Here is an 11,782-nt window from a genome sequence, read left to right as displayed (position 1 = left end):
TCAGCCCTCCGCCCGGTATTCGCCGGACCGGCCGCCCGCCTTGTGGACGAGCCGGACGTCGGTGATGCGCATCGCTTTGTCCACGGCCTTGCACATGTCGTAGACGGTGAGCGCCGCCACCGCCACGGCGGTCAGCGCCTCCATCTCGACCCCGGTGCGACCCGTGACCTTGCAGGTCGCCCGGATCAGGACCGCCTCCTCCAAAGGCTCGAGCTCGACCTTGACGGAAGCGAGCGGCAGGGGATGGCACAGAGGAATCAGATCGGCCGTGCGTTTCGCACCCATGATCCCGGCGAGCTGCGCCACGCCGAGCACGTCGCCCTTCTTGAAGCCGCGCTCCTTGATCCGTGCCAGGGTCGCGGGCGCCATGACGATGCGGCCCTCGGCCGTCGCGGTGCGCTCGGTGACGTCCTTCGCCGAGACGTCGACCATCACCGCGTTGCCGGCGGAATCGATGTGGGTGAGCCCGCTCATGCAGCCTCCGACCCGAGCAGCCGCCGGGTCGCGGCCGTGACGTCCGCCTCGCGCATCAGGCTCTCGCCGACGAGGTAGGCCCCCGCGCCCGCGGCCGCCATGCGCGCGAGGTCGGCATGGCCGTAGAGCCCGCTCTCGGCGACGAGGAGGCGATCCTTCGGCACCCGCGGCGCCAGCCGCTCGAAGGTGGCGAGATCGACCTTCAGGCTCTTCAGGTCGCGGTTGTTGATGCCGAGCAGCGCCGTCTCGGGCAGGAGCAGCGCCCGGTCGAGCTCGGCCGCGTCGTGCACCTCGACCAGCACGTCCATGCCGAGCTCCATGGCCGCGGCGGCGAGCTCGCGCGCGGCGCCGTCGTCGAGGCAGGCCATGATGAGCAGCACGCAGTCGGCCCCGAGCCAGCGCGATTCCACGATCTGCCAGGGGTCGAGCATGAAGTCCTTGCGCAAAGCCGGCAAGGGCACGGCGGCGCGGGCCGCGGCCAGGTACTCGTCCCTGCCCTGGAAGTAGGGCTCGTCGGTGAGCACCGAGAGGCAGGTCGCTCCGCCGGCCGCATAGGCCTCGGCGAGCATCGCGGGGGCGAAGTCGGCCCGGATCAGCCCCTTGCTCGGCGAGGCCTTCTTGATCTCGGCGATGAGCGCGTGCCGCCCGGCGGCGCGTGCCGCCCGCAGCGCCCGCCCGAAGCCGCGCGGCGGTTCCGCCGGCAGCTCGGCCTCGAGCCGGGCGAGCGGCCGCTCCGCCTTCATGGCGGCGACGTGCGCCCGCTTGTGCTCGCAGATCTCGGCGAGGACGTCGCTCATGGCTCGGCCGCGGATCCGTGCGGGAGGTTGGTGATGCGGATCAGACGCTCGAGCGCCCTTGCGGCCGTTCCCTCGTCGATCGAACGCGCCGCGAGAGCGGCACCTTCGCGCAGGGAGCGGACCCGGCCGGCGACCAGGAGGGCACCGGCGGCGCTCAGCACGACCGCATCGCGGAACGGTCCTTTCATGCCCTCGAGCACGGCCCGGATCGCATCGGCATTGTGGGCCGGATCGCCGCCCTTGAGATCCTCGGGCCGGGCGCGCGGCAGGCCGGCGTCCTCGGGCGTCACCTCGAACGTCCTGACCCGGCTGCCGTCCCACTCGGCCACGAGCGTCGGGCCCGTCGTGGTGAGCTCGTCGAGCCCGTCGCTGCCGTGGACGACCCAGGCGAAGCGGGAGCCGAGCCGGCCCAGCACGTGCGCCAAGGGCTCGACCCACTCGGCCGCGAACACGCCCATGAGCTGACGCTCGACGCCGGCCGGGTTCGCGAGCGGGCCTAAGAGGTTGAAGATCGTGCGCGTACCGAGCTCGACGCGCGGGCCCGCCACGTGGCGCATGGCGCCGTGGTGGCGCGGCGCCATCATGAAGCCGATCCCGGCCTCGCGCATCGCCTGCTCGATCACGGGGAACTCGGCGTCGATGTTGACACCAAGCTGGGCCAGCACCTCGGCCGAGCCCGATTTCGAGGACAGGCTGCGATTGCCGTGCTTGGCGACGGGCACCCCCGCGCCCGCCACCACGAGTGCTGCCGCGGTCGAGATGTTGTAGGTGCCGGCGGCATCGCCGCCCGTGCCGCAGGTGTCGATCGCCCCTGCGGGCGCCTGCAGCCGGGCCATGCGCTCGCGCAAGGAGAGCGCGCCCGCCGTGATCTCGTCGACCGTCTCGCCGCGCACGCGAAGCGCCATCAGAAGGCCTGCCACCTGCGCCGGCGTGGCGTTGCCGGTCATCATGATGTCGAAGGCCGCTCGCGCTTCTTCGAACGCGAGAGGAGCGCCCGTCGCCGCTTTGGCGATGAGCTGCCTGAAGCGCTGCAGCTCGGCCGTCATGCCGGAACTCCCACGCGGGCGAGCTCGAGGAAGTTCCGTAAGAGCCGGTGTCCGTGCTTCGTCTCGATGCTCTCGGGATGGAACTGCACGCCGTGGATCGGCAGGTTCTCGTGCCGCAGGCCCATGATCGTGCCGTCCTCGGTCCAGGCATTGACCTTGAGGCAAGAGGGCACGGTCTCGGGCACGGCGACCAGCGAATGATAGCGCGTCGCCGCGAACGGGGAGGGCAGGTCCCGGAACACGCCGGTGCCGTCGTGCAGAATCGGACTCAGCTTGCCGTGCATGACCTGCTTCGCCCGGTCGATCACCGCACCGAAGGCCTGGGCGATCGCCTGATGGCCGAGGCACACGCCCAGGATCGGGATGCGCTCCGCCGCCGCCCGGATCAGGGGCAGGGTGATGCCGGCCCTGTCGGGATCGCACGGGCCCGGCGAGATCACGATCGCATCCGGGCGCATCGCGATCGCATCCTGCACGGTGAGCGCGTCGTTGCGCCAGACGACGGTCTCGGCTCCGAGCTCCCCGAGATAATGGACGAGGTTGTAGGTGAAGCTGTCGTAGTTGTCGATCAGGAGGAGCATCGTCGCTTTCGCATCAAGAGCAGGAGCCGCATGCGCACGTGCCGCAAGGAAGCCTGCCGCCGTCCGCGCCGTCAAGCGCCGTGCCGCCCGGGAGTACCGTTCGCAAGTGCGAAAAGCGCTTCCGGCCGGCGGAGCCGTCCACTAGGTTCATCGCACAATCGGCAGCCAGGATCCAAGGTCCGAACGCGTGACTCCACCGGCAGGGGACGAGGCACGAGCCAGACGGCGGCGCTCCTCGCGGCGCGCGGGCCGGCTGCTGCGCCGGCTGCGACGGACGTTCCGGTCGAGAAATCTCGCCGGTGCCTTCGCGATCGTGGTCTCCTGCGTCGTCGTGCTCGTGGCGCTCACCGGGCCGGAGCGCCGGCCGACCTTCTATCGCACCGATCCCGTGCGCAGGGCGCTAGGCCTGCCCATGGAGGACGCGGTGACGATGGCCGAGGCGCAAGGTGAGGTGCCGAGCCTCTCGGCGAGCCCGCGCTTCGTGCTCCCGAGCGGTCTCGAGCCCGAAAAGTGGGCCTTCGGCCCGCTGCCGCGGCCGCCCGCCGAGCCGGCGCCGCCGGCCGTGGCCTCTCTCGAGCCGCCCACGCGCCAAGCTCCGCCTCCGACACCGGCCGGGCCCGCCCCGGAGCCGCCCCCGGCGGCCATGGCACCGCTCGGGCCGGAAGCGCGGGCGGCGCCACCCGCCGAGCCGCCGCGTTTCGTGCCCCGGCCACCGCTGTCGTCCGCCACCCGGCTCGCCACCCTGGTCCTGCCGCCTCCGCCGCCGCCCCGGCCCGAGCCGGCGCCGAAGGATGCGCCGATGCTCGCGATCGTCATCGACGATGTCGGCCCGGCCGCGGCTCCGAGCCAGCGCGCGACCCGGCTGCCGCGGCCCGTGACCCTGTCGTTCCTGCCTTATGCCGCGGGGCTCGACGGGCTCGTCGCCGCCGCGAAGGCGCACGGCCACGAGATCTTCCTCCACCTGCCGATGGAGCCCGAGGGCGACGAGGATCCCGGGCCCAACGCCATCCTGACGAACCTCGAGCCCGCGGAGTTGCACCGCCGTCTCGCCTGGGCGTTCGGGCGGCTGCCGCAGGCCGTGGGCGTCAACAACCACATGGGCAGCCGCGCCTCGTCCGACCCTGGGGTGATGATGGCGGTGCTCGAGGAGATCGGGCGGCGCGGCCTCGTCTTCGTCGACAGCCGCACCTCGCCGCTCTCGGTGGGAACGACGCTCGCCGAGCGGCTCGACCTGCCGCACGCGGGCCGCGACGTGTTTCTCGACAACGAGCCCGACCCGGCCGCGGTGCACCGTCAGCTCGATGCGGCCGAGCGCCTGGCGCGGCGCCGCGGGCAGGCGCTCGCCATCGGCCATCCGCATCCGGCGACGCTGGAGGTGCTCGAGAGCTGGCTGCCGCAGGCCGAGACGCGCGGCCTGCGGATCGTGCGCGCGGGCGAGCTGATCGCCCGCAGTCGCTGCCGCCCGCCGGCAGAGCCGATCCCGGTCAGCGCCTGCGGCAACGGCGACTGCCCGCCCGTGCCCGCCTGCTGATGCGGCGCCTCAGCGCCCCCCGCCGCCGTTCGCGAACCGCACCGCCTCTTCGGCGGCGCGGATCAAGGCCTTGGCCTTGTTGCAGCTCTCCTGGTACTCGGCCTCGGGGTCGCTGTCCCAGACCACGCCGCCCCCGGCCTGGACGTACATTCGCCCGTCCTTCACGAGCGCGGTCCGGAGCGCGATGCAGCTGTCCATGTTGCCGTCGGCGGCGAAATAGCCCACTGCACCGGCATAGAAGCCGCGCCGCTCGGGCTCGAGCTCCTCGATGATCTCCATCGCCCGCACCTTCGGCGCACCGGTCGTGGTGCCGGCCGGAAAGCCCGCCATCAGCGCATCGAGCGCGTCGCACTCGGGCCGGATCGTCCCTTCCACGTTCGAGACGATGTGCATGACGTGGCTGTAATATTCGACGATCATCTTCTCGGTGACCTTCACGGTCCCGATCTGCGCCACGCGGCCGACGTCGTTGCGTCCGAGGTCGAGCAGCATGAGATGCTCGGCGAGTTCCTTGGGATCGCTCAGGAGATCCTTCGCAAGCTCCTCGTCCTCGGCCCTGGTCGCACCCCGTCGGCGCGTGCCCGCGATCGGGCGGATCGTCACCTTGCCGTCCCGCAGCCGGACCAGGATCTCCGGGCTCGAGCCCACCAGCGCATAGCCGTCGAGGTCGAGGAAGAACAGGAAAGGCGAGGGGTTCAGCCGGCGCAGCGCGCGGTAGAGGGCGACGGGCGGCAGGTGGAATGGCAGCTCGAAGCGTTGCGAGGGCACGACCTGGAAGATGTCGCCCGCCCGGATGTACTCCTTCGCCCGCTCGACCATCGCGTGATACTGCTCGCGGGTGACGTTCGAGACCGGCTCGGGCGGCGGACTCGCGGTCCTGAGCGGGGCGAGGCTGATGCCGCGGCCCATGTCGGCGATGGCGTCGGCCAGCCGCTCGCAGGCTGACGCATAGGCCGCACGGGCGGAAAGCTCGGCGCTGGGCCAGACCGGTGTCACCATCGTGACCCGATCCTCGATATTGTCGAAGATCGCCATCACGGTGGGGCGCAGGAACACGGCATCGGGCAGGCCCAGCCGGTCCCGGTTCTTCTCGGGCAGGCGCTCGACCAGCCGCACCATGTCGTAGGCCATGTGCCCGAACAGCCCCGCCGCCATCGGCGGTAGATGGTCCGGCAGCTCGATCCGGCTCTCGGCCACGAGCCGGCGCAGGCTCTCGAGCGATGGCTCCGGGCAGGGCTCGAAGGCATCGCGATCGAAGCGGGCACTTCGGTTGATCTCTGCCCGGTTGCCGCGGCAGCGCCAGACCAGATCGGGCTTGATGCCCAGGATCGAGTAGCGGCCGCGGACCGCACCGCCCGTCACACTCTCGAGCAGGAAGCTGTAGGGGCGGCCCTCGGCCAGCTTGAGGAGCGCCGAGACCGGCGTCTCTAGGTCGGCCACGAGCGAGGCCGAGACCACCTGCGCCTGGCCGCGCTCGTAGGCGGCGGTGAAGCCCTCGAGATCGGGTCGGGTATCCATGGCTTTATGGCTTTCTCGCTGCCCGCACCGGCGTCACTGCGCCTGCTGCTCCATGAGCTTCGCCAGCGCCTGCTGGTCGATCGAGACCGAATAGCGCTTGCGGAGCGCGGCCTCGTAGGCCTGGAGCAGCTCGCCCCGCATCGCGTTGAGCACCAGGGTCTCGGTGGCGTTCAGCAGGGCCGGCTCGGGCTTGGCCGGGACGATCTCCTCGGTGGCGACGATGGCCGAGCCCTTGGGCACGTCCACCACCGACCCTGCGACCTTGCCGGGCTCGGTCGCGAACAGGGCGTGCACGGCATCGCCGTTGAGCCCGAGCAGCGCCGCATCGTCCGAGCGGATGACGGGCCCGATCGCCACGATCTCGACACCCTTCTCGCCCTGCGCGAGCTGGTCGAGCGAGGCGGGCGAGGTCGCCTGCTTCGAGAGCTCCTCGGCCTTGGCCCGCGCGCGCTTCCTCTGCTCGGTGGCGGTCCACGCCTTCGCCACCTCGTCCCTGACCTCGGCCAGCGTGCGCGGGCGCGCCGGCTCCACGGCATCCACCCGGTACATGTAGTAACGGCCGTCCGGCGTCTGCTCGAGCAGCGAGGTCTCGCCCTGCCGGGCGGCGAAGATCGTGTTCAGCATCTCGCCGGTGAGCCGGTCGGCGGCGAGGCGCTCCTTGGCCGGGCTGTGGCCGGTGCGGTCGATCTTCTGGAGCTTCAGGACCTCGATCCCGAGCTTCCTGCCGGCCTCGTCGATCGGCGTACCGGCGGCGATCTCGTCGTCGAGCTTGGTCGCGAGGTCGGGAAGCTGGTTCGATGCCCGCTCGAGCGCCAGCTCGCGGCGGATTTCGTCCTTCACCGCGTCGAAGGGTTGGGTCTCCTCGGGCCTGATCTGCGTCACCCGGACGAGGTGCCAGCCGAAGGGGGTCTGCACGGGCTGGCTGACGCCGCCCTCGGGCAGCGACCAGACCGGCTGCTCCAGGGCCTCGGGCAGGTCGCCCTCAGCGAGCGGGCCGAGCTCGGAGCGCTCGACACCCGCCCCCTTCAGCGCCTCGGCCACGGCCGCGAAGCTCTGGCCCGAAGCCACCATCTCCGCGGCGCGCCTGATCGTGGCCTCGTCGTTCGCGAGGAGCTGCTCGAGCTTGCGCTGCTCCGGCTTCTTGTACTGCGCCGCCCTGCTGTCGTAGGCCGCACGTACGTCCGCATCGCTGACCTCGATCTCGTTCAGGAGATCTTCGGGCCGCAGCACGAGCAGGGTGACATCGCGGTACTCGGGTGCTTCGTAATCCTTGACGTGCTCGTCGAGATAAGCCTGGAGTGCTTCCTCGCCGGGCGCTTCCACCTGGATGTCGCCGGCGTTCACGACGAGCGCCTTGCCGCGCCGCTGCTCCTGCCGGTACTCGACCAGCTTCCTCACGAGCGTGCCGGGTACGGCGAGCGGGCCGGTCATGGCGTCGATCAGGCGGTCCCGGATCATCTCGGCGCGCAGGGCCGCGACGTAGTCCTGCTCGCTCAGGCCGATCGAGCGCAGGAACATCTGGAAGGTCTGCCGGTCGAAGCCGCTCGTCCCCTGGAAGGAAGGATTGTCGCGGATCTGCGCGGCGATGGTCTCGTCGGCCACGGTGAGCTTGAGGTCGTGGGCGTGCGCGTCGACCAGCCGGCGCGCGATCGCGGCCTCGAGCGCCTCGTTCATGAGTCCGAGGCTCACCGCAGCGCGCCGGTCGAGATTGTTGCCGAACTGCTGCTGTAGCTGGCGCCAGCGATTCTCGAACTCGTTCGTGACCTCGCGGGCCGTGATGTCGGTGCCGTCGACCCGTGCCAGCGATCCGCCGCCGTGCGGCGCTCTGAAGATGTCGCCGATGCCCCAGATCGCGAAGCTGACGACGAGGATTCCGAACAGCACCTTCGCCACCGGACCGGTGGCGTGCGTGCGCAGGGCATCGAGCATGGATGAAGAGCCGCCGTGGTTGCGTTGCATGCCGCCGCGAGAGCTCTTGGCCGAGCCCGCAGCGGACCGCGACAATATGGGCAAGGCGGACCTACGGCAACACCCGGCGACTCGGCGCCGCCAAGCTGGAAAGCTCGGGCATGGTGTGTTACCTAGCCGCCGGCTTCACGGCTGCGATGGATCAGAAGATGGCGCTCGCGCGACCGATCGTGTTCGGCAACTGGAAGATGCACGGCCTGCGCGCGGAGGCCAAGGCGCTGGCCGGCGGGCTCGCCGAGCGCGTGGGCCGGCCGTCCGCCACGCTCGGCGTGTTCCCCCCGGCGACGGTCCTGGCCGAGGTCGCGGCCCAGCTCGCCGGCACCGGCATTCTGGTCGGCGGGCAGGACTGCCACGACAAGCCCAAGGGCGCCTTCACCGGCTCGATCAGCGCACCCATGCTGAAAGACGCCGGTGCCGTCGCCGTGATCGTCGGCCATTCCGAGCGCCGGCACGGGCTCGGCGAGACCGACGCGCTCGTCAGGGCGAAGGTGCAGGCGGCACTGGAAGCGGGCCTTCTCGCGATCCTGTGCATCGGCGAGACCGAGGCCGAATGGCTCGAGGGCCGCACGCTCGAGGTCCTCGAGCGGCAGCTCGACCAGAGCTGGCCGCAAGGCGCCTCGGCCGCGCGGGTCGTCGTCGCCTACGAGCCGGTCTGGGCCATCGGCACCGGCCGCACGCCCACGCTGGACGACATCGGCCGCAGCCATGCGGCGATTCGCGCCCGGCTGGAGCGGCTCGCGAGCGACGGTGACAAGGTCGCGATCCTCTACGGCGGCTCGGTCAAGGCCGACAATGCGGGTGCGATCATGGCCGTGGCCGGCGTGGACGGTGTCCTCGTCGGCGGGGCGAGCCTGGACCCCGACGGATTCTTCGCCATCTATCGGGCAGGCGGCGGCGCCTGATCTCGGCCACCGGACGGGTCGTCCCGTCCGATTCTCCTTTGGAGCAGTTGCTTAGCTCATGATTACGGTTGTCCTGGTCATCCACCTCCTGATCGCGACCGCGCTGGTCGGCGTGATCCTCATCCAGCGCAGCGAGGGCGGGGCGCTCAGCGGCCTCGGCGGCGGCACGTTCGGCGGGTTGATGAGCGCACGCGGGACGGCCAACCTCCTGACCCGCACCACGGCGATCCTCGCCGCCTGCTTCATCGGCACGAGCCTCCTGCTCGCGATCCTGGCGAGCCGCAGCCACCAGGGCAGCTCGATCCTCGACCACCCGGCCCCGGCGGCGACCGCTCCGGCTCAGGCGCCCGCGCCCGCAGCACCCGCGGCGCCGGCCGAGCCGGCGGCCCCGATCGCCAGATAGCGGCACTCCTTCCCATGGCCCTCTGCCGACGCCCGCTCCCCATGAGAGACCTGCTCGGGGGAGCGGTATCGGCCGTTATTGGTGCATGATGACGCGGTACGTCTTCATAACCGGCGGTGTCGTCTCGTCCCTGGGCAAAGGCCTCGCGGCGGCGGCGCTGGGCTCGCTCCTGCAGCTCCGCGGCTATCGTGTCCGGCTGCGCAAGCTCGATCCCTATCTCAACGTCGACCCCGGCACCATGTCGCCCTACCAGCACGGCGAGGTGTTCGTGACCGACGACGGGGCCGAGACCGACCTCGACCTCGGCCATTACGAGCGTTTCACGGGCGTGCCGGCGCGCGCCTCCGACTCGGTCTCGGCCGGGCGGATCTACTGGACCGTGCTGACCCGCGAGCGCCACGGCGACTATCTCGGCGGCACGGTGCAGGTGATCCCGCACGTAACCAACGCCATCAAGGAGTTCATCCGCAACGACACCAGGGACGCCGACATCGTCATCTGCGAGATCGGCGGCACGGTCGGCGACATCGAGGGCCTGCCGTTCTTCGAGGCGATCCGCCAGTTCGCGCTCGAGCGCGAGCGGCAGCAGTGCTGCTTCATCCACGTGACGCTGGTACCTTGGATTCCTTCCGCGAAGGAGCTCAAGACCAAGCCGACCCAGCACTCGGTTGCGGCCCTTCGCGCCATCGGCATCCAGCCCGACATCCTGCTCTGCCGCGCCGACCGGCCGATCCCCGAGGATGCGCGCCGCAAGATAGCGCTCCAGTGCTCGGTGCGCCCCGAGGCAGTGATTCCCGCGCTCGACTGCGATTCGATCTACGAAGTGCCGATCCGCTACCACGAGGAAGGGCTCGACACCCAGCTCCTCGAGGTGCTGGGCCTGCCGGCCGAGCCGCCGCCGGATCTCGCCCCCTGGCACGAGACCGTGAGCCGCGTGCACCGCCCCGAGGGCGAGGTGTCGGTCGCGGTGGTCGGCAAGTACACGGGCCTGTTCGACGCTTACAAGTCGCTCAACGAGGCCCTGGTTCACGGCGGCATCGCCAACAACGTGCGGGTGAACCTGCACTGGATCGATGCCGAGGAGTTCGCGCACTCGGACAGCACCGACCGGCTGCACGGCATGAACGCCGTGCTGGTGCCGGGCGGGTTCGGCGAGCGCGGGGCGGAAGGTAAGATCGCGGCCGTCACCTTCGCCCGCGAGAAGCGCCTACCGTTCTTGGGCATCTGCTTCGGCATGCAGCTCGCCTGCGTCGAGGCCGCGCGCAACCTCGCCGGGCTCGAGGGCGCTTCGTCCACCGAGTTCGGCCCTTGCGCCCATCCGATCGTCGGCCTCATGACCGAGTGGGAGCAGGACGGGACGGTCCAGCGCCGGGCCGCCGGCGACAATCTCGGCGGCACCATGCGGCTCGGCGCTTATCCTTGCGTGCTCGAGCCCGGCAGCCTCGCCGCCGCGGTCTACGGGGCCGAGGCGATCTCGGAGCGCCATCGCCACCGCTACGAGGTCAACATCAACTACCGGCCCGTGCTCGAGAAGGCGGGCCTGCGCTTCTCCGGCATGTCGCCCGACGGGCGGCTGCCCGAGATCGTCGAGCTCCGTGGCCATCCTTGGTTCATCGGGGTGCAGTTCCATCCGGAGCTCAAGTCGCGGCCGTTCGCGCCGCATCCGCTGTTCGCCGCCTTCATCCGCGCGGCGGTGGAACAATCGAGGCTGGTGTGATGACGAGCCGTACCGTTCGTGTGGGCAGCGTGGAGATCGGCAACCGGCTGCCGCTCGCCCTGATCGCGGGCCCCTGCGCCATCGAGAGCCGCGAGCACGCGCTGATGATGGCGGACGAGCTGAAGCGGCTCACCGATGCGCTCGGCATCCCGCTCGTCTTCAAGAGCTCGTTCGACAAGGCCAACCGGACGAGCGGATCGAGCGCTCGGGGCGTCGGCCTCGAGCGCGGGCTCGAGATCCTGGCCGAGATCAAGGAGAGGACGGGCCTGCCGATCCTCACCGACGTCCACGAGAGCTGGCAGTGCGAGCCGGTGGCTGAGGTCGTGGACGTGCTCCAGATCCCGGCCTTCCTCTGCCGTCAGACCGATCTCCTGCGCGCTGCCGCCGAGACCGGCCGTGCCGTCAACGTCAAGAAAGGGCAGTTCCTCGCACCCTGGGACATGAGCCAGGTGACGGCGAAGCTCGAGGGCTTCGGCTGCGAGCGGATCCTGGTCTGCGAGCGCGGGGCGAGCTTCGGCTACAACACGCTGGTCTCGGACATGCGGGCCCTGCCGCAGCTCGCGGCCACGGGCTGGCCCGTCGTGTTCGACGCCACCCATTCCGTGCAGCAGCCGGGAGGCCTCGGCGGCCGGAGCGGCGGCCAGCGCGAGCACGTGCCGGTGCTGGCCCGGGCCGCGGTCGCGATCGGCGTCGCCGCCGTGTTCATCGAGACGCACGACGCTCCCGAGCGGGCCTTGAGCGACGGCCCCAACATGGTGCCGCTCGCCCGGATGGGCGAGCTTCTGGCCGACCTGCAGCGCTTCGATGCCTTGGCGAAGGCGCAGCCGCCGGTCGCACTCTGAGCC

At 70.9% G+C, this 11,782-nt stretch carries 11 protein-coding genes; 5 read left to right on the top strand and 6 right to left on the bottom strand.

Annotated features, from left to right (window positions below; genetic code table 11):
- Genes moaC through U1T56_RS00200 form a run of 4 tightly spaced genes read right to left on the bottom strand, consistent with a single transcriptional unit; the run spans window position 1 to window position 2,898 of the window.
- A complete protein-coding gene (gene moaC, locus U1T56_RS00215) occupies window positions 1-474 on the bottom strand; it encodes a cyclic pyranopterin monophosphate synthase MoaC (protein WP_418157412.1) in 474 nt (157 codons plus the stop codon).
- Window positions 471-1,271, bottom strand: a complete 801-nt coding sequence (gene trpC / locus U1T56_RS00210; protein ID WP_418157411.1) for an indole-3-glycerol phosphate synthase TrpC — start codon at window positions 1,269-1,271, stop codon at window positions 471-473. The genes moaC and trpC overlap by 4 nt, the downstream gene beginning before the upstream one ends.
- Window positions 1,268-2,317 carry an anthranilate phosphoribosyltransferase gene (gene trpD, locus U1T56_RS00205; protein WP_418157410.1) on the bottom strand — a complete coding sequence of 350 codons (1,050 nt, stop codon included), beginning with the start codon at window positions 2,315-2,317 and terminating at the stop codon, window positions 1,268-1,270. Before trpD ends, trpC begins: the two co-directional genes overlap by 4 nt.
- Window positions 2,314-2,898 carry an anthranilate synthase component II gene (locus tag U1T56_RS00200; protein WP_418157409.1) on the bottom strand — a complete coding sequence of 195 codons (585 nt, stop codon included), beginning with the start codon at window positions 2,896-2,898 and terminating at the stop codon, window positions 2,314-2,316. Before U1T56_RS00200 ends, trpD begins: the two co-directional genes overlap by 4 nt.
- Before the next feature lie 187 nt (window positions 2,899-3,085).
- Here U1T56_RS00200 and U1T56_RS00195 point away from each other — a divergent pair, with 187 nt between their 5' ends.
- On the top strand, window positions 3,086-4,429 hold the full coding sequence (locus tag U1T56_RS00195; protein WP_418157408.1) for a divergent polysaccharide deacetylase family protein: 1,344 nt from the start codon (window positions 3,086-3,088) through the stop codon (window positions 4,427-4,429).
- 9 nt (window positions 4,430-4,438) lie between these two features.
- On the opposite strand, the gene trpE is transcribed toward U1T56_RS00195, so the two are convergent.
- A complete protein-coding gene (trpE, locus tag U1T56_RS00190; RefSeq protein WP_418157407.1) occupies window positions 4,439-5,947 on the bottom strand; it encodes an anthranilate synthase component I in 1,509 nt (502 codons plus the stop codon).
- 33 nt (window positions 5,948-5,980) lie between these two features.
- Window positions 5,981-7,906 carry a SurA N-terminal domain-containing protein gene (locus tag U1T56_RS00185; RefSeq protein WP_418157406.1) on the bottom strand — a complete coding sequence of 642 codons (1,926 nt, stop codon included), beginning with the start codon at window positions 7,904-7,906 and terminating at the stop codon, window positions 5,981-5,983.
- 110 nt (window positions 7,907-8,016) lie between these two features.
- Here U1T56_RS00185 and tpiA point away from each other — a divergent pair, with 110 nt between their 5' ends.
- The 4 genes from tpiA to kdsA all read left to right on the top strand — a co-directional run bounded on the left by tpiA (window position 8,017) and on the right by kdsA (window position 11,779).
- Complete coding sequence (gene tpiA, locus U1T56_RS00180; RefSeq protein ID WP_418157405.1) at window positions 8,017-8,817, top strand: triose-phosphate isomerase; 801 nt, start codon at window positions 8,017-8,019, stop codon at window positions 8,815-8,817.
- Window positions 8,818-8,875: 58 nt separating this feature from the next.
- Window positions 8,876-9,220 (top strand): preprotein translocase subunit SecG, encoded by a 345-nt coding sequence (gene secG, locus U1T56_RS00175; protein WP_418157404.1) that lies wholly within the window; start codon window positions 8,876-8,878, stop codon window positions 9,218-9,220.
- A gap of 88 nt (window positions 9,221-9,308) precedes the next feature.
- Window positions 9,309-10,937 carry a CTP synthase gene (locus U1T56_RS00170; RefSeq protein ID WP_418157826.1) on the top strand — a complete coding sequence of 543 codons (1,629 nt, stop codon included), beginning with the start codon at window positions 9,309-9,311 and terminating at the stop codon, window positions 10,935-10,937.
- Window positions 10,937-11,779, top strand: coding sequence for a 3-deoxy-8-phosphooctulonate synthase (gene kdsA, locus U1T56_RS00165; protein WP_418157403.1), 843 nt, complete (start codon window positions 10,937-10,939; stop codon window positions 11,777-11,779). Before U1T56_RS00170 ends, kdsA begins: the two co-directional genes overlap by 1 nt.
- The last annotated feature ends 3 nt before the right edge of the window (window positions 11,780-11,782 follow it).

Origin of the sequence: Benzoatithermus flavus (assembly GCF_037908215.1) — a bacterium.
GTDB lineage: Bacteria > Pseudomonadota > Alphaproteobacteria > Geminicoccales > Geminicoccaceae > Benzoatithermus > Benzoatithermus flavus.
Note: the sequence above shows the minus strand (reverse complement) of the source record. Positions and strands in the feature narration are given on the sequence as shown.

Excerpts from the sequence above, each read along its gene's own strand:
- moaC (WP_418157412.1), bottom strand. The coding sequence starts at position 474 with ATGAGCGGGCTCACCCACATCGATTCCGCCGGCAACGCGGTGATGGTC.
- trpC (WP_418157411.1), bottom strand. The coding sequence starts at position 1,271 with ATGAGCGACGTCCTCGCCGAGATCTGCGAGCACAAGCGGGCGCACGTC.
- trpD (WP_418157410.1), bottom strand. The coding sequence starts at position 2,317 with ATGACGGCCGAGCTGCAGCGCTTCAGGCAGCTCATCGCCAAAGCGGCG.
- U1T56_RS00200 (WP_418157409.1), bottom strand. The coding sequence starts at position 2,898 with ATGCTCCTCCTGATCGACAACTACGACAGCTTCACCTACAACCTCGTC.
- trpE (WP_418157407.1), bottom strand. The coding sequence starts at position 5,947 with ATGGATACCCGACCCGATCTCGAGGGCTTCACCGCCGCCTACGAGCGC.
- U1T56_RS00185 (WP_418157406.1), bottom strand. The coding sequence starts at position 7,906 with ATGCAACGCAACCACGGCGGCTCTTCATCCATGCTCGATGCCCTGCGC.
- tpiA (WP_418157405.1), top strand. The coding sequence starts at position 8,017 with ATGGTGTGTTACCTAGCCGCCGGCTTCACGGCTGCGATGGATCAGAAG.
- secG (WP_418157404.1), top strand. The coding sequence starts at position 8,876 with ATGATTACGGTTGTCCTGGTCATCCACCTCCTGATCGCGACCGCGCTG.
- U1T56_RS00170 (WP_418157826.1), top strand. The coding sequence starts at position 9,309 with ATGACGCGGTACGTCTTCATAACCGGCGGTGTCGTCTCGTCCCTGGGC.
- kdsA (WP_418157403.1), top strand. The coding sequence starts at position 10,937 with ATGACGAGCCGTACCGTTCGTGTGGGCAGCGTGGAGATCGGCAACCGG.